General features: G+C 71.3%; 16 protein-coding genes. 10 read left to right on the forward strand and 6 right to left on the reverse strand.

The features are described 5' to 3' along the window. Complete coding sequence (locus N5D62_RS15940; RefSeq protein WP_279758825.1) at positions 1-642, forward strand: 2-hydroxychromene-2-carboxylate isomerase; 642 nt, start codon at positions 1-3, stop codon at positions 640-642. Between the two features lie 186 nt (positions 643-828). After that, a complete protein-coding gene (locus N5D62_RS15945; protein WP_279758826.1) occupies positions 829-2,511 on the forward strand; it encodes an MFS transporter in 1,683 nt (560 codons plus the stop codon). 114 nt (positions 2,512-2,625) lie between these two features. Here N5D62_RS15945 and N5D62_RS15950 read toward each other — a convergent pair whose 3' ends face one another. Further along, positions 2,626-3,540 (reverse strand): transglycosylase SLT domain-containing protein, encoded by a 915-nt coding sequence (locus N5D62_RS15950; protein ID WP_279758827.1) that lies wholly within the window; start codon positions 3,538-3,540, stop codon positions 2,626-2,628. A gap of 251 nt (positions 3,541-3,791) precedes the next feature. Between N5D62_RS15950 and N5D62_RS15955 the strand changes: the two genes are divergently transcribed. Beyond that, complete coding sequence (locus N5D62_RS15955; RefSeq protein WP_279758828.1) at positions 3,792-4,238, forward strand: hypothetical protein; 447 nt, start codon at positions 3,792-3,794, stop codon at positions 4,236-4,238. A gap of 123 nt (positions 4,239-4,361) precedes the next feature. Further along, positions 4,362-4,583 carry a hypothetical protein gene (locus N5D62_RS15960; protein ID WP_279758829.1) on the forward strand — a complete coding sequence of 74 codons (222 nt, stop codon included), beginning with the start codon at positions 4,362-4,364 and terminating at the stop codon, positions 4,581-4,583. Positions 4,584-4,603: 20 nt separating this feature from the next. Here N5D62_RS15960 and N5D62_RS15965 read toward each other — a convergent pair whose 3' ends face one another. After that, positions 4,604-6,157: an ATP-binding protein gene (locus N5D62_RS15965; RefSeq protein ID WP_279758830.1), complete on the reverse strand. Its 1,554-nt coding sequence runs from the start codon at positions 6,155-6,157 to the stop codon at positions 4,604-4,606. Between the two features lie 67 nt (positions 6,158-6,224). Beyond that, entirely contained in the window at positions 6,225-7,250 is a 1,026-nt protein-coding gene (locus tag N5D62_RS15970; protein ID WP_279758831.1) for a GGDEF domain-containing protein, read from the reverse strand. Between the two features lie 300 nt (positions 7,251-7,550). Here N5D62_RS15970 and N5D62_RS15975 point away from each other — a divergent pair, with 300 nt between their 5' ends. From N5D62_RS15975 to N5D62_RS15985, 3 genes are all read left to right on the forward strand, one after another. Further along, complete coding sequence (locus tag N5D62_RS15975) at positions 7,551-8,477, forward strand: DMT family transporter (RefSeq protein WP_279758832.1); 927 nt, start codon at positions 7,551-7,553, stop codon at positions 8,475-8,477. Between the two features lie 111 nt (positions 8,478-8,588). Continuing rightward, positions 8,589-9,377 (forward strand): SDR family NAD(P)-dependent oxidoreductase, encoded by a 789-nt coding sequence (locus N5D62_RS15980; RefSeq protein ID WP_279758833.1) that lies wholly within the window; start codon positions 8,589-8,591, stop codon positions 9,375-9,377. A gap of 150 nt (positions 9,378-9,527) precedes the next feature. Continuing rightward, the gene (locus N5D62_RS15985; protein WP_279758834.1) at positions 9,528-9,764 is read left to right on the forward strand and encodes a hypothetical protein; all 237 of its coding nucleotides are present in this window, start codon (positions 9,528-9,530) and stop codon (positions 9,762-9,764) included. A gap of 19 nt (positions 9,765-9,783) precedes the next feature. Here the strand turns inward: N5D62_RS15985 and N5D62_RS15990 are convergent, their stop codons facing one another. After that, complete coding sequence (locus tag N5D62_RS15990) at positions 9,784-10,704, reverse strand: DMT family transporter (protein WP_279758835.1); 921 nt, start codon at positions 10,702-10,704, stop codon at positions 9,784-9,786. 95 nt (positions 10,705-10,799) lie between these two features. Between N5D62_RS15990 and N5D62_RS15995 the strand changes: the two genes are divergently transcribed. After that, the gene (locus tag N5D62_RS15995) at positions 10,800-11,783 is read left to right on the forward strand and encodes a quinone oxidoreductase (protein WP_279758837.1); all 984 of its coding nucleotides are present in this window, start codon (positions 10,800-10,802) and stop codon (positions 11,781-11,783) included. Here N5D62_RS15995 and N5D62_RS16000 read toward each other — a convergent pair. Beyond that, on the reverse strand, positions 11,763-13,514 hold the full coding sequence (locus N5D62_RS16000; RefSeq protein ID WP_279758838.1) for an ATP-binding protein: 1,752 nt from the start codon (positions 13,512-13,514) through the stop codon (positions 11,763-11,765). The two genes, N5D62_RS15995 and N5D62_RS16000, sit on opposite strands and share 21 nt — an antisense overlap. A 294-nt stretch (positions 13,515-13,808) precedes the next feature. Next, positions 13,809-14,303, reverse strand: a complete 495-nt coding sequence (gene lspA / locus N5D62_RS16005) for a signal peptidase II (RefSeq protein WP_279758839.1) — start codon at positions 14,301-14,303, stop codon at positions 13,809-13,811. Positions 14,304-14,421: 118 nt separating this feature from the next. On the opposite strand from lspA, the gene N5D62_RS16010 reads away from it, so the two are divergent. Both N5D62_RS16010 and N5D62_RS16015 read left to right on the forward strand, forming a co-directional pair. Then, the gene (locus tag N5D62_RS16010; protein ID WP_279758840.1) at positions 14,422-15,849 is read left to right on the forward strand and encodes a cache domain-containing protein; all 1,428 of its coding nucleotides are present in this window, start codon (positions 14,422-14,424) and stop codon (positions 15,847-15,849) included. Continuing rightward, complete coding sequence (locus N5D62_RS16015; RefSeq protein ID WP_279758841.1) at positions 15,846-16,529, forward strand: response regulator transcription factor; 684 nt, start codon at positions 15,846-15,848, stop codon at positions 16,527-16,529. The genes N5D62_RS16010 and N5D62_RS16015 overlap by 4 nt, the downstream gene beginning before the upstream one ends. The last annotated feature ends 138 nt before the right edge of the window (positions 16,530-16,667 follow it).

Below are 16,667 nucleotides of genomic sequence, written 5' to 3' on the forward strand. Positions count from 1 at the left end.
ATGCGCACGATCGACTTCTACTTCGACCCGATCTCGCCCTACGCGGCGCTCGCCTTCGAGCGGCTGCCCGAGGCGCTCGCCGGACGCAGCGTCGCGGTGCGTTACGTGCCGATCCTGTTCGGCGCGATGTTGAAGTCGCTCGACCACAAGGGTCCGGCCGAGATCCCCGGCAAACGCGACTGGACCTACCGCCAGGTGCAGTGGCTGGGCCATCGGCTGGGCGTGCCGCTGGACCTGCCGGCGGCGCACCCGTTCAACCCGCTGGGCCTGCTGCGGCTGCTGTGGGCGACCGCGCCCGATGGCCAGACCCCGGGCCGCTACGCGGTCGAGCGCGTGCTGCACCACGTCTGGCGCGGCGGGCTCGATGCCGGCGATCCGGCGCGGCTCGCGGCGCTGGCGGCGGACCTGGCGCCGCGGCGCGACCCCGCCTCCGACGCAGTCAAGGCCGACCTGCGCGCCGCCACCGACGCGGCGTTCGCTCGGGGCGTCTTCGGCGTGCCGACGATGGCCGTCGACGACAAGCTCTTCTGGGGCCTGGACGCGATCGACATGCTGGTCGCCTGCCTCGACGGTGACCCCTGGTTCGACGGCCCCGCGTGGCCGTCGTCGGCGACGCTGCCGGTGGGCGTGACGCGCGGCTAGGGACATACCCTTTGCTGCGCCGCACAGGCGCTCAAATTCCGCATCGAGAAATCGGGAGCGAGGGTTGCTCCCCGGTTTGTCAGCCAAGGGCAAGCAAGTCGTCAGAAATGGGTCAGAGCGCGCTCGGATAGTGCCGTCGCAAGGGCCATCGGTCGATGGTCCTGGGAAATCCGAGGAGACAACCCCATGGCAACTGCAAGCGCAGTGACCACGAGTGCGCCGATGACGGCCGAGGAGAAGAAGGTCATCTTCGCCTCGTCGCTGGGCACGGTGTTCGAGTGGTACGACTTCTACCTGTACGGCTCGCTGGCCGCGATCATCGGCAAGCAGTTCTTCACCGGGCTGGACCCGACGGCCCAGTTCATCGCGTCGCTGATGGCGTTCGCGGCCGGCTTCATCGTGCGTCCGTTCGGCGCGCTGGTGTTCGGCCGTCTGGGCGACATGATCGGCCGCAAGTACACCTTCCTGGTGACGATCCTGATCATGGGCCTGTCGACCTTCATCGTCGGCGTGCTGCCCACCTACGACACGATCGGTCCCGCCGCGGCGGTGATCCTGGTCGGCCTGCGCCTGCTGCAAGGCCTGGCGCTGGGCGGCGAGTACGGCGGTGCCGCGACCTACGTCGCCGAGCACGCCCCGCACGGCAAGCGCGGCGCGTACACGTCGTGGATCCAGACCACGGCGACGCTGGGCCTGTTCCTGTCGCTGATCGTCATCCTGGGCACCCGCACGGCGCTCGGCGAGGCGACCTTCGCGGCCTGGGGCTGGCGCATCCCGTTCGTCGTGTCGATCCTGCTGCTGGCCATCAGCGTCTGGATCCGGCTGTCGATGAACGAGTCGCCCGCCTTCCAGAAGATGAAGTCCGAGGGCAAGACCTCCAAGGCGCCGCTGTCCGAGTCCTTCGGCCAGTGGAAGAACCTGAAGATCGTGCTGCTGGCGCTGTTCGGCCTGGTGGCCGGCCAGGGCGTGGTCTGGTACACGGGCCAGTTCTACGCGCTGTTCTTCCTGACCAGCGTGGTCAAGGTGGACGCGGCCGCGGCCAACATCATGGTGGCGGTGGCGCTGCTGATCGGCACGCCGTTCTTCGTCGTGTTCGGCACGCTGTCGGACCGCATCGGCCGCAAGCCCATCATCATGGCGGGCCTGCTGCTGGCGATCCTGACCTACTTCCCGCTGTTCAAGGCGCTGACCAACGCGGCCAACCCCGACCTGGCCCGCGCCCAGGCGACCGCGCAGATCACGCTGACGACCGACCCGGCGCAGTGCTCGTTCCAGGGCAGCCCGGTGGCGCGCGACGTGGACTTCACCACGCCTTGCGACATCGCCAAGCGCGCCCTGGCGCAAGCCGCGGCGAACTACGAGACGCTGCCCGGCGCGGCCGGCAGCGGCCAGGTCAAGGTCGGCGAGAAGGTCATCGAGGCGCCGACCGCCACGCTGACCGCCGGCGGCCACAAGTTCGACGAGGACAGCGCCAAGAAGATCGCCGCGTTCAAGAAGGAACTGTCCGACGCGATGAAGGCCGCGGGCTACCCGGCCAAGGCCGATCCGGCCAAGGTCAACACGCCGCTGGTGATCGCGATCCTGACGGTGCTGGTGCTGTACGTGACCATGGTCTACGGCCCGATCGCCGCGATGCTGGTGGAGCTGTTCCCGACCCGCATCCGCTACACCTCGATGAGCCTGCCGTATCACATCGGCAACGGCTGGTTCGGCGGCCTGCTGCCGTCCATCAGCTTCGCGATGGTGGCGCAGAACGGCAACATCTATCACGGCCTCTGGTACCCGATCGGCATCGCCGCGCTCACCCTGGTGGTCGGCCTGCTGTTCGTGCGCGAAACCAAGGACGTGGACATCTACGCCCGCGACTGAACGGGCGAATGCAGGGACCGGTGCCGCGGCGCCAGTCCCCCGCAACGACAAGGGCGGCCACTGGCCGCCCTTTTTTCATTGCCGCGTTCGCGGCGCGTGGCGCGACCCGCGGCGTCAGCCCGCCGCCTTCATCTGCTGCGCCTTGGCCAGCACGGAGGCCGCGTACTCGTTGGCCTTGATCTCGCGGCCGTAGGAATCGGTGGTGCCCGGCGTCCAGTTGTCGCCGCCGTTGTACTTCTGCAGCATGTTGGTCGCGTCGCCGCCCTTGTCCGCCAGGATCACGCCGGCCATGGCGATCTGGTCCTTCGGGTCGTTGTGGTCGTAGGCGTGGCCCATCTTCTGCTCGAACTTGCCGGCATAGGCCTGGCGGGTGCTGGGCTCGACCTGCATCAGGCCGTCGCCCGCGCTCGGGCTGCCGGACAGCGCCTTGCCGAACTGGCTTTCCTTCTCCATCTGCGCGGCCAGCAGGTAGGGGTCGACGCCGGTCTTCTTCGCCGCCTCCTGGCAGCCTTGCCACAGGTCCGCCGGCATGCCCGACGGGCCGCGGCCGCCGACGGCGGGCGGCGTGTCGCTCACCGCCGGCGTCTGCTGGGCCGCGGGCGGCGTGTCGCTCCACATCTGCTGGCCGCCGGGCGGCTTGTCGGTCCATGCCTGCTGGCCGCCCGGGGGCTTGTCGGTCCACGCCTGCTGGCCGCCGCCGGGAGGCGTGTCGCTCCAGGCCTGCTGACCGCCGTTCGGGCGGCAGCCGTTGCCCGCGCCCTGCGGGCCGCCGGCCCCGCCGACACCGGCCGGCGCGCCGCCACCGCCGCCGCCACCGCCTTGTCCGCCGCCGGCCTGCTGGTTCTGCAGCTGCTGCGCGGCCTTCATGATCTCGCTGATCAGCAACTGCAGGATCTGCATGACCACCTCGGTCAGCTTGGCCTGGATGTCGGCCGCGGACTGCGGCGACATGCCCTGCAGGCCCTGCATGCCTTGCAGGCCCAGTTGACCGAGGCCGTCCAGGCCGATCGGTTGGTTTTGAACGCTCATGGACATGACGGAACTCCTCTGGGGGTTGGGGACGTGGGTCGACGAGCGTCCATCTTGGGCAGTCCGTCACGCGCTGCCGGCCCAACGCGAAGCGAGGGCCGGTGCCGCGAAGGGATCGTGGCGGCCGCGTGGGGAAGGGCGGGCCCTTCGCGTGGCGGTATGCCGCTTCGCGACGGCCGGCTCGCGCGCGAGGCCGCCATGCAAGCCTTTCGCGCAGCGGTCACCGTGCGGGCCGCCATGAGCCCGACACCATGGACCAGCCGTTCCTCGCCAGCCCCTCGTTCCATCCCCTGTCGACCGCGATGGGCGCGCACCCGTCGCCGATGCCCGGGCCGGAGGCGTCCTGGTCGGGGCGCCGGATCCTGTCGGCCTGCCTGCTGCTGGCCAGCCGGATGGGCCGCGCCGACGAGGCGGTGCCGATCGCAGCGGCGCTCGAGCGCGAACTCGGCGACGCGCGCGCCGTCAAGGTGCTGGTGGCCGTGGGCGCGCTGCTGGGCGGCAACGCCGCCGTGGGCCAGGCGGAACTGGCCAGCGAGCAGCACTCCGGCCAGGCCGACGCGGCGACGCTGGTGTTCGCGATGGTCGACCGGCTGGCCGGCGGCCAGCACCAGTGGCAGCCGCTGGTGCAGCGCGTGCTGGCCACCAGCAGCGACCCGACCTGGCGCGCGGTGGCCTACGCGATCGAGCAGCTCGGATAAACGAAACCCGCGGCAGGATGGCCCGTCCGGGCCGCTCAGCCTGCTGTCAGCCTCGCTTCCCACAATGGCCTCCGACCCGGTCAGTCCGTCGCGACCGGCAACCTCGAGAGGAATTACCGAACCATGTGGAAACTCGTCCTTGGATTCATCGTCTTCGCCGCGATCGCGCTGTTCGTGCTGATGAAGAGCGGCGGCAGCATCGACCTGACGGGCGAGAAGCATGACGTGACCGGCGGTCATGCCGAGCAGGCCGCCAGCGACGCCGCCTCCGCCGCGATGGCCGCCGCCTCCGCGGCGATCCCGATGGACGCGGCCTCCGCCGCCGCGTCGGGCGCCTCGCGGTAAGCCAGGCCGCCCGGGACGGATCAGCCGATCCGTTCCTCGCCGGCGGCGCGCAGCGGCGCGTCGACCGGCACCCGCATCACCATGCGGGTCCCTTCGCCGGGCTGCGAGACCACCTCGATCTGCCCGCCCAGCACGTTCGTCACGATGTTGTGGACGATGTGCATGCCCAGCCCCGAACCGCCCTTGCCGAGCTTGGTCGTGAAGAACGGATCGAAGATCCGCCGCACGACCGACGCATCCATCCCGCGCCCGTCGTCGCACACGCACAGCTCGACCTGCGACGCGTCCAGCCGGTGGCAACTGACCTGCACCTCGCCGCGCTCGCGGCCCTCGAAGGCATGGACCAGCGCGTTCATCAGCAGGTTGGTCAGCACCTGGCCCAGCGCGCCGGGATAGCTGCTCATGCGCAGGTCCGGCTGCAGGTCGGTGACGACGCGGAACGGCGTGTGCTTGAAGCTGGGCTCGACCATCACCAGCACGTCCTCGACGACCTGCGCGAGCTCGAAATCGCGCCGCGTGTCGCTGGTCTGGTCGATCGCGACCTGCTTGAAGTCGCGCACCAGGTCGGCGGCCTTCTGCACGTTGCGGTGCAGGATGTCCTGGCCGCGGCGGGTGTCCTTGACCAGCTCCTCGAGCTGGCTGCGCCGCATCGGCGTGTTCTCGGCCAGCATCCGGTCGAGCTTGCCCCAGCGGTCCTCCAGCGCCGACACCACCGTCAGCGCGTTGCCCAGCGGCGTGTTGAGCTCATGCGCGACGCCGGCCACCAGCCGGCCCAGCGAGGCGAGCTTCTCCGACTCGACCAGCTCGCGCTGCGCGGTCCGGAGGTTGGCCAGCGCCTGGGTCAGCTCGGCGTTGGCCTCGGTCAGCTGCACGGTGCGCTGCGCCACCTGGTCCTCGAGCGTGCTGGCATGGCCGCGCAGGTCGTCGAAGGCCTTCAGCAGCGCCTGGCGCATCCGTTCCATCGCCTTGCCCACGCGCGCGATCTCGTCCTCGCCGCCGAGCTCCAGCGGCTTGTCGAGCTGGCCGGACGCCAACTCGTCGGCCGCCTCGGACAGCCGGGCGATCGGCCGCAGCACGCGCCGCTGCATCACCACCAGGATCAACGCCATCGACACCGTCAGCGTCAGCAGGCTGCGCCACAGCGCGTTCCAGAGGTCGTCGCGCTTGCGCGCGAGCAGCGGCTCGGCGCTCATGACGACGGTCAGCTTGGCGATCTCCCGGCCGTCGCGCAGGACGGGGCGCGTCTCGCTGAGCGTCAGCGCGTCGTCGGGGGAGCCGCGATGGAACTCGACGAAGGCCTGCTGCGCCGCGTTCTCGGTCACGACGACCGAGACGAAGCGCGGATCGTCGACCTGCGCCTTGACCATCGGCTCGGCAAGGTCCGGCGAGACCTGCCAGATCGGCTCGGCCAGCGACAGCGCCAGCACCTCCGACACGCGCGACAGGTCGCGCTGCAGGTCCTCCATCACCACGCGGCGGCTGAGCTGCTGCTCGTACAGCAGCACGCCGCCGGTCGGCAGCGCCAGGCCCACCAGCAACGCCAGGATGACGGCGTTGCGCAACGAAGTCTTCATCAGGGCCACGTCCGTCCCTCTGTCCAACCCTTGTGACGGCGGATTATGCGGGCCGGCCGTGACCGGCTCATGCGGCGAAACGCTCATCCGCGGCCAGTACCGTGACCCGGTTGCGCCCCTGGGCACGGGAGGCCTGCAGCGCCTGGTCGGCGCGGCCGATGAAGTCGCGGGCCGTCTCGCCCTGGCCCAGCTGCGTCACGCCCACCGACAGGCTCAGCCGCCGCTCCGCGTCCGCCTGCAGCTGCGCCACGCCGTGACGCAGCTGCTCGGCCAGCGTGTAGGCCTCGTGAAGGCCGGCGCCGGGGATCAGCAGCGCGAATTCGTCGTCCTCCAGGCGCGCGGCGACATGGTGGCTCTGGGCGATGCTGCGCACGGTGTTGGCCACCTGCCGCAGCGCGTCGTCCAGGCGCGCCTCGCCCAGCCGCTCGCGCAGCGCCGGGAAATCGTCGATGTCGCCCAGCAGCAGGCAGGGCGCGGTCGGCGTGCCGGCCTCGGGACTCTGCAGGCAGTCCGCCAGCGCGCGGTCGAAGCCGCGGCGGTTGCTCAAGCCGGTCAGCGGATCCAGCAAGGCCTCGCTGCGCGCCCGGTGCACCTCCTGGCGCAACGCGGCCACCTCCTGGCGGCTGGCCTCCAGCCGCGCCACCAGGCTGCCCACCGCATGACCCATCTCCCGCGTGCCGTGCAACGCCTCCGCCAGGACCTGCACATGCTGCCCCGGCGCCGCGTCGCGCAACGCGCGCTCCCAGCCCTGCAGCGCGCGCGCGTAGTGCTGCACCCGCTGCCCGGCCTGGTCGGTGCAGTCCGACACGCCACGCAACACGTCGCCGACGTCCTGCGCCAACGTCACCGCCACCTCCTCGTCCAGCTCGGCGATGTGCTTGCGGTAAAGCGCCCAGGTCTGCGGCTCGTCCAGCGTCGCGCCGTCCTGGGTCAACGCCATCAACTCGCGGCTCAGCGCGCCGTTCATCGCCGTCACATGCTCGTACCAGACGGCATACGTGACCGGATGCAGCGCGGCGCGCTGCCTCGACATCAACGGCAAGGCAGTGCGCAACGCTTGCGCGCTGGCGGCGATGCTCTCGGTGTACCTCATCGGCAGGGTCCCTCGCAGGTCCGGAACCTGGCCTCGCCCGTCGGCGGCCGGTCCCTTGTGTTTCCTATCCCTGTGCCCAGCGTCCGCTCGAAGACGGCAGGCGCTTCCGGTCATCGGCGGCGGGGGACAGGTCTTGAGCGCGGCGGCGCACATTGGGTGTGGGGGCGACGACTATTCACGCGAGAAGGGACAGGGGAGGGGACACGCCGGCCGCCGGCGGCTTCCAAGCATCGGGGGACGCGCAGCGTCCATTTCCCCTTCGCGAAAGCCTCCGAGGACGCCGTTCCTAGAATCCATCGCATGAGCAGTTCACCTTCGGCGACATCCGATTCCGGCGCGTCAGCGCGCGTGCCCCTCAGCGGCCTCCTCCTCGCCGTCGGCGGCGCGATCGGGTTCTCCGGCAAGGCGATCATCGTCAAGCTCGCCTACCGCCACGGCGTCGACGCCATCACCCTGCTGATGCTGCGCATGCTGCTGGCCCTGCCACTGTTCCTCGCCCTGGCCTGGTGGGCCGGCCGCGGCAAACCTTCCCTGACCCCGCGCGAGCGGCTCGCCGTGCTCGGCCTGGGCTTCAGCGGCTACTACCTCGCATCCTTCCTCGACTTCGCCGGCCTCGCCTACGTCACCGCCAGCTTCGAGCGCCTGATCCTCTACCTCAACCCCACCATCGTCCTGCTGCTGTCCTGGGCCCTGTACGGACGCCGCGTCACCGCGCGCCAGGCCGGCGCGCTCGCCGTCAGCTACGCCGGCGTGCTGCTGGTCTTCGGCCACGAACTGCAGGTGGCCGGCGCCAACGTGTGGCTCGGCGGCGCGCTGGTCTTCGGCAGCGCGGTGTCGTACGCGCTGTACCTCGTCTACAGCGGCGAATGGGTGAAACGCCTGGGCGCGATGCGCCTCACCGGGCTCGCGACCTCGGTCGCCTGCGGCTTCTGCATCGCGCAGTTCCTGCTGACGCGGCCGCTGTCGGGGCTGGCCGAACTCGCGCCGGCGGTGTGGTGGCTGTCGGTGCTCAACGCGATCGCCTGCACCTTCGCGCCGGTGCTGATGGTGATGATGGCCATCGAGCGCATGGGCGCCGGCGTCGCCGCGCAGACCGGGATGATCGGCCCGATGTCGACGATCCTGATGGGCGTGCTGATCCTGGACGAGCCGCTGACCGGCTGGGTCGTCGCCGGCACCGTGCTGGTCCTGGGCGGCGTCTGGCTGCTCGCGCGCCAACGCCGCTGACCAGGGCATCGCGAGGCGCTCGCGGCCCACGATCGAGTCACCCCGCGCACAACGCGGTCGCCGCCCCCGCGCACAATCCCGCCCGGCAACGATTCGACGACGGAGATCGACATGGACTTGGGACTTTCGGGCCGCTGGGCCCTGGTGTGCGCGGCCTCGAAGGGCCTGGGCGCGGGCTGCGCCGAGGCGCTGGTGGCCGAAGGCGTCAACGTGGTGATCACCGCGCGCGGTGACGAGGCGCTGCAGGCGCAAGCCGCGAAGCTGCGCGCGCTGAACCCTGCCGTGCAGGTGATCGCCGTCGCCGGCGACATCACCACCGAGGCCGGCCGCGCCGCCGCGCTGGCCGCCGCGCCCCAGGTCGACATCCTGGTCAACAACGCCGGCGGCCCGCCGCCCGGCGATTTCCGCGACTGGGAGCGCGAGCAGTGGCTCGCCGCCCTGGACGCCAACATGCTGACGCCGATCGCGCTGATCAAGGCGACGGTCGACCAGATGGCCGATCGCGGCTTCGGCCGCATCGTCAACATCACCTCGGGCGCGGTGAAGGCGCCGATCGACGTGCTGGGCCTGTCCAACGGCGCTCGCTCCGGCCTGACCGGCTTCGTCGCCGGCATCGCCCGCCAGGCGCGCATCGCCGGCCGCAACGTCACGATCAACAACCTGCTGCCGGGCGCTTTCGACACCGAACGGCTGCAGAAGACGATGGCCGCCGGCGCGCAGAAGTCCGGCCAGCCGGTCGACGACGTGCGCGCCAAGCGCATGACCGCGATCCCGGCGCAGCGCTTCGGCAGCGCCGCCGAGTTCGGCGCGATCTGCGCGCTGATGTGCTCGGCCCACGCGGGCTACCTGACCGGGCAGAACATCCTGCTGGACGGCGGCGCCTATCCCGGGACGTTCTGACGGCTGGCCTTCATGAGGGGGTGTCCGACCGATGAAGGCCGGACCGCCGCGCCCTGACGCTCGATGGGAGCCATCGCTCCCGACCGGCACGCGGCCAACAATCGGCGGTTGTCCCAACGCCCGCCGCCAAGGCGGCATCCGCCCCCTCCCATGGCCACCGACCGGATCGAGATCGTCGAACGCATCGAGCGCATCGAGCGCATCGAGCGCGTCGTCCGCATCGACCGCGCGCGACCGGTGCGCGCCACCGAGAGGACACCGTCCTCCCGTGCGGGAGAGATCGCCGGGCTCGTCGATGTCATCGACCTGATCCCCGCGAAGGAGGCGCCCGCGGCCGCGCCGCGCGGCCTGGTGCTCAACGGCGTCTGGGTGCCGCTGGCCCGCTGAATCCCGTTCGTCAGGCCCGTCAGGACCGCCGGCCCGACGACACCAGGATCCCCGCCGCGATCAGCGCGAAGGCCGCGCCGTGGAACCACGCCGGCCATTCGCCCAGCAGCGCGGCCGACATCAGCGCCGCGAAGACCGGCGTCAGGTTGCCGAAGAAGGCGGCCAGCGTCGGTCCCGCCTGGGCGACGCCCAGCCCCCAGCAGCGGTACGCGATCAGCGACGGCCCGACCGCCACGTAGGCGAGCGCGGCCACCAGCGGCCAGCCCCATTGCACCGGGGTCGGATGGACGAGCTGCTCGACGCCCGCCGAGCTCCAGCTGAAGGCCAGCCCGAACAGCATCTGCGCCATCAGCAGCGCGGCCCAGTCCCAGTCGGGCCGCTGCTCGCCCTGCATGTGCGCGGGCGGCCGCGCCAGCAGCCAGCTGTAGAAGGCCCAGCTCAGCACCGCCAGCAGCATCAGCAGGTCGCCGTGGACGAACTGCACCTGCGCCAGCCGGTCCAGGTGGCCGCGCGAGATCACCAGCGCCACGCCGCCCAGCGACAGCGCGGCGCCGGCCAGTTGCCGGCGCGTCGGCCAGACGCGGTAGAGCAGGGCGCCCACCGCCAGCATCCAGACCGGCAGGCTGGCGGCGATCAGCGTGACGTTGAGCGCCGTCGAGCTGTGCAGCGCCTGGTACTGCAGCGCGTTGTAGCAGCCGGTGCCCAGGATCCCCGTGAGCGCGAAGTAGCCCCAGCGCCGCCGCAACGGGGTCAGGTCTTGCAGCAGCGCCCGCGCGGGCCGCGCGATCAGCAGCAGCAAGGCCACGGCCAGCGTCCAGCGCATCGCGTTGAGCAGCAGCGGCGGCACCAGCGGGCCGACCGAGCGCCCCACGACGGCGTTGCCCGCCCACAGCAGCGGCGGCAGGGTCAGCATCAGGGCCAGGCGTGGGGTCAACGTCATTGCGGCGATGCGCGCGGGTCGCGAGACTGGCACGATAGCCGCGATCGACGCGTCGGGCGACGCGCGAGCGACATTCCCTGGTGAGGAGAACCCTGATGAGCGAGAGAGCCGTGCGCATCGCGCAACCTGGCGGTCCGGAGGTCATGGCCATCGAGGCGGTCGAGGTCGGCGACCCCGGTCCCGGCGAGATCCGCATCCGCCACGCCGCCTGCGGCCTGAACTACATCGACGTCTACCACCGCAGCGGCGTCTACCCGCTGCCGATGCCGTCGGGCCTGGGCATGGAAGGCGCCGGCATCGTCGAGGCGGTCGGCGAGGGCGTCACGCACTTGCGGCCCGGCGACCGGGCGGCGTACGCGAGCAACCCGATCGGCGCCTACGCCACCGCGCGCGTGATGCCGGCCCGGTGCGTGGTGAAGCTGCCGGACTTCCTGAGCTTCGAGCAGGGCGCCTCGATGATGCTCAAGGGCATGACGGTGCAGTACCTGCTGCAGCGCACGCTGCCCCAGGGCGGGCTGCAGGCCGGCGACCACGTGCTGTTCCACGCGGCGGCCGGCGGCGTCGGGCTGATCGCCTGCCAGTGGGCCAAGGCGCTCGGCCTGCGCCTGATCGGCACCGCCGGCAGCGACGCGAAGTGCCAGCTGGCGCTCGACCACGGCGCGGAGTTCGCGATCAATTACTCGAGGGAGAACGTCGCCGACCGCGTCAAGGCCATCACCGGCGGACGCGGCGTGAAGGTGGTGTACGACTCGGTCGGCGCGTCGACCTGGGAAGGCTCGCTGGCGAGCCTGCGGCCCTTCGGGCTGATGGTCAGCTTCGGCAACGCGTCGGGGGTGGTGCCGCCGGTGCCGCTGAAGGCGCTGTCGGCCTCGGGCCTCTACCTGACGCGGCCCTCGCTGTTCGTGCACCTGTCGTCGCTGGAGGCGACGCAGGAGATCTCGGGCGCGCTGTTCGCGGCGGTCGAGCGCGGCGACGTGAAGATCGAGGTCGAGCAGCGATACCCGTTCGACGAGGTCCAGCGCGCCCACCGCGACCTGGAAGCCCGCACGACGACGGGATCAGGCGTGCTGCTGGTTTGACCCGGCGGAGGCGGGCAGCGGCTCGTCGAGGTCGGCGGCCACCGTCTCCGCGTCCAGCAGCGCATCGTTGGCGCTGGCGTCCAGCCGGCTGTCCGGGCCGCCGGCGTCGGTGACCACGCGCCGCGGCGGCGGCAGGTCGTCCAGGCCGGCCGGCACCGTGTCGGCGCCGAAGTCGGTCGAGGGCTCGCCGTCGAGCGCCCCGGCCGTCGTCTCATGCACGTCGACGTCCACCGTCTCGGTGCGCAGCACCTCGTCCAGCACCAGCGGCTGCGAGACCCGGACCTCGAAGCTGAAGCAGGAGCCCGCGCCGGGCTGGCTCTCGACCTGCACCTCGCCGCCCATCAGCTCGACCAGCCGCTTGACGATGGTCAGGCCCAGCCCCGTGCCGCCGTAGCGGCGCGTGATGCTGCCGTCGGCCTGCGTGAACGGGCTGAAGATCTGCGCGATCTGCTCGCGCGTCATGCCGATGCCGGTGTCGTGCACCGCGATGCGCAGCCGCAGCGGACCAGCATGCGCCGGCTGGCCGTCGGCCGTGGCGTCGATGCGCTGGATGTCGACGCGGACCTCGCCCTTCTCGGTGAACTTGAGCGCGTTGCCCACCAGGTTCACCAGGATCTGGCGCAGCCGCAGCGCGTCGCCCAGCAGGTGCTGCGGCACGCCGGGCTGCACCCGCGCGTGCAGCTGCAGGCCCTTCTCGTGCGCCTGCAGCAGCAGCGGATGCAGCGCCTCGCGCAGGCAGTCGTGCAGGCTGAACGGCGCCTGGTCGATGATCACGCGGCCGGCCTCGATCTTGGCGATGTCCAGCAGGTCGTTGATGATGACCATCAGCCCCTTGGCCGAGCTGTGCGCCAGCTCGATGAACTTGCGCTGGCGCTCGTTGAGCTCGGTCTGCAGCACCAGCTCGGTCAGGCCCAGCACGCCGTTCATCGGCGTGCGGATCTCGTGGCTCATGTTGGCCAGGAAGGAGCTCTTGGCCTGGCTGGCCGCCTCGGCGGCCTCGCGCGCCGCTTCCAGCTGCGATTGCGTGGCCTTGAAGTCGCTGATGTCGCGCGCGTTGAGCTGCAGCACGACCTCGCCGCTGACCGGGTCGCGCATCGGGCGCGCGTCGATCGCGTGCCAGCGCCGGCCGTTGGCGGTGTTGATCTCGAGCTCGGCGCCGAAGGTCTGGCCGCCGCGCACCTGCGCGACGATGCGCCGCGCCAGGTCGGGGTCGGGGAAGATCGCGCTGAAGTCGGTCGCGCCGATCGTCTTGCGCAGGCCGTTGAAGCACATCGCCGCGGCCGGGTTGCGCATCAGCACGCTGCCGTCGCGCAGCGAGAACACCGCGATGCGCACCGAGGTGTGCTGCAGCGCCTCGACGCCGCGCAGCAGGCTCTTGTCGACGCCGCTGACCAGCGAGTCCGCCGCGAACAGCATCACCTGGCGCTTGTCGGGCGTGCGGATGCCGCGGGAGACCAGCATCACCGTGGTCGGCTGGCCCTTGGGGTAGAGCGTCCACTGCTCGCGCACCAGCTTGCCCTGGGTGTGGTCGGCCGCGGTCACCGCCAGCCGTTCCGCCACCGAGGGGCTCATGTCGCTCAGGTCGCGCGAGAGGAACTCCTCGGCGCTGTCCGCCCGCCAGAAACTCAGCGCCGCGGCGTTGGCCCAGAGGTTGCGCTGACGCTCCTGGTCGTAGACCCACATGGGCACGTCGAGCCAGTCATAGTGGGTCAGGCAGGAGAAGTCGAGCATGGGGGCGAGGCCCTGTTCTTGGTTACGTTCGGTCGCAGCGGATTGTCGCTTCCGGTCGTGTCATGTCCATGGTCCGGGGTGCCCATTCCTTCACGTCACGGGCACAGGCGTGCCGATGCCCCCTGAAGTGCGTGAATAGCGCCCGCCACGCCGCCCGAGAGAACCCTCCGAACCGCCGCATGCGTGGCGACGGCCCTCGATCAGGCAAGGCTACGCAGACGGGCGCGGCGGCGCCAGCCTCGTTTCTCCGGAGGAACCCTGAGTCCGCGCGCGGCGGTGAGGAAAAAAGCGCGTTCAGCCGCGCTTGACGCGGCGAAGTTCGTCCCAGATCAGCAGGACGGCGCCGACGGTGATGGCGCTGTCGGCGATGTTGAAGGACGGGTAGTACCAGCCGCCCCAGTGCAGCTGGATGAAGTCGACGACGTAGCCGTGCAGCAGCCGGTCCACGACGTTGCCCACCGCGCCGCCCAGGATCAGGCTCAGCGCCCAGGCGAACTGGGTCTGGTGGCCGTGCCGGCGCAGCAGCCAGACGATGAAGATGGTCGCCGCGGCGCCCAGCGCCACGAAGAACCAGCGCTGCCAGCCCGAGGCCCCGGCCAGGAAGCTGAAGGCCGCGCCGGTGTTGTGCACGCGCACCAGGTTGAAGAACGGGAAGACGTAGTGGCTGTCCCCGTACTGGAAGCTGTGCAGGATCAGCACCTTGGTGAACTGGTCGGCCACGATGACCAGCAGGGCGATGGCCAGCCACTGGATCAGGCGGTTGCTCGAGGACGGGGACTTGGTGGCCATGGATGCTGCGAAGGGGAACGACGTGCGCGTGCGCGCGAAACCCTCGACTGTAGCGCCCGGCGCGGGCTCGCCGTGCGGCTACAGTGCGCCCCCCGGATGAGGTTTGCATGAGGCCGCCATGAGACTGCGCCTGAAGATCCTGCTGCTGGCGCTGCTGCCGCTGGTGGCGTCGCTGCTGCTGATCGCGGTGGCGGTGCGCCAGCAGGAGCGCGAGCTGCTCGCCCGCGAGCACGCCGCGGTGCAGCGCGCCTACATGGACGCGCGCCGCGACGAGCTGCGCCATTACGTCGAGCTCGCGGTCAGCACGCTGCAGCCGCTGTACGAGCGCACGCCGGGACTGGCCGCGCAGGGCAGCGCCGCCGACGTCGAGCGCGACAAGCGCGAGGCGCTGCGCCTGCTGTCCTCGCTGGACTACGGCGAGGACGGCTATTTCTTCGTCTACGACCTGCAGGGGCGGGTGCTGATGCACTCGCGCCAGCCCGAGCTGATCGGGCGCGACCTGTGGCAGCTGCGCGACCCGCTCGGCCGGCCGACGATCCAGGAGCTGGTCGAGCAGGCCAAGGCCGGCGGCGGCTACGTCGACTACCTGTGGCGCAAGCCCTCCAGCGGCGAGATGGCGCCCAAGCTCGGCTACGTCGTCGCGATGGAGCGCTGGAACTGGATGCTCGGCACCGGGCTGTACCTGGACGGCATCCGCGCCACGCTGGAGCAGCTCGACCGCGAGGCGCAGGCCAACATCGCCCGCACGATGTGGGGCATCGCCGCGATCGCCGTCTTCGGCGTCGCGCTGATCAGCGCCAGCGCGCTGGCGCTGAACCTGAGCGAACACCGCCAGTCCGAGGCCAAGCTGCGCGCGCTGGCGCACCAGGTGGTGCGCTCGCAGGAAGAGGAACGGGCGCACCTGTCGCGCGAGCTGCACGACGGCGTCAGCCAGACGCTGGTGTCGACCAAGCTGCTGATCGAGTCGGCGCAGCAGGCGGTGCCGGGCGGCGCGGCCGCGCTGCTGCCGCGCGCGCTGGAGCGGCTCAACGCCAGCCTGACCGAGGTGCGGCGGCTGTCGCACCGGCTGCGCCCGGCGCTGCTGGACACGCTGGGGCTGCCGGCGGCGCTGGAGCACCTGGCGCGCGAGTTCGACGAGGGCGGCGCGGTGCCGGTCGCGATGCGGGTGACCGGCGCGCCGCGCGAGCTGCCGGAGCTGCTCAACACGGTGCTGTTCCGCGTCGCGCAGGAGGCGCTGACCAACGTCGCCAAGCACGCCGGCGCGGCGCGGGTGGAGATGTCGCTCGAATTCGCGCCCGCCGACGCCCGGGGCGAACCCGGCGGCGTGCTGCTGCGGGTGCAGGACGACGGCGCCGGCTTCGACCCCGACGACGCCGAACGCGCCGACCCGCACCACGGCATCGGGCTGCGCAACATGCGCGAGCGAATGGCCTCGGTGGGGGGCGTGCTCGACCTGCAGTCGAGCCCCGGACATGGGACGCAGATCGAGGCGATCGTGACGGCGGCGGCGATCCGCCGGCTGGCGCGCGACAATCCCGCCCCATGACTCCCGATCCTTCCCCAGGCGGCACCGGCATCGCCGGCGGCCCGGCCGCGCCGGTGCGCCTGCTGCTGGTCGACGACCATCCGCTGGTGCGCGAGGGCGTGCGCTCGCGGCTGCAGGGCGAGCCGCGCTACCTGGTCGTCGGCGAGGCCGGCAACGCCGAGGAGGCGATGGTGATGCTGATCGCCACGCAGCCGCAGGTGGTGCTGCTGGACGTCGGGCTGAAGGGGCACAACGGCATCCAGCTGGCGCAGACGATGCTGGAACGCGCGCCCGACCTGCGGGTGCTGATGTACAGCATGTACGACAACCCCGAGTACGTGCAGCGCGCGCTGCAGGCCGGCGCCCGCGGCTACGTGCTCAAGGACGCGCCGGCGGGCGAGATCGTCGCGGCGATCGACGCCGTCGCCGCGGGCGGCACCTTCCTGAGCCCGGGCGTGTCCAAGCGCATGTTCCGCAGCCAGCAGCCGCGGCCCATCCTGTCGCCGCGCGAGAGCGAGATCCTGTCCGCGCTCGGCCGCGGCGAGTCCAGCAAGCAGATCGCCAAGGCGCTGGACCTGTCGGTGCGCACCGTCGAGACGCATCGCCAGAACATCAAGCGCAAGCTCGAGCTCGAAGGCCAGGCCGAGCTGATCCGCTACGCCGTCGAGCACGCGCGCGGCCTGCACCGCGACGTGTCCTAGTTCCCCCATCGGGCGAGGAACCCGGCCTCCGGGCCCCGGCACGCAGCGCGTTTCCCTTTCGCGCCCTGCCGGGCGCCGCCGATGATGTGGCCTTCCTCCGCCGCTTGCGCCTCCGCCATTCCGACCGTCGTCCAGGAC

The organism is Mitsuaria sp. GD03876, assembly GCF_029840635.1.
Classification (GTDB): Bacteria; Pseudomonadota; Gammaproteobacteria; order Burkholderiales; family Burkholderiaceae_C; genus Roseateles.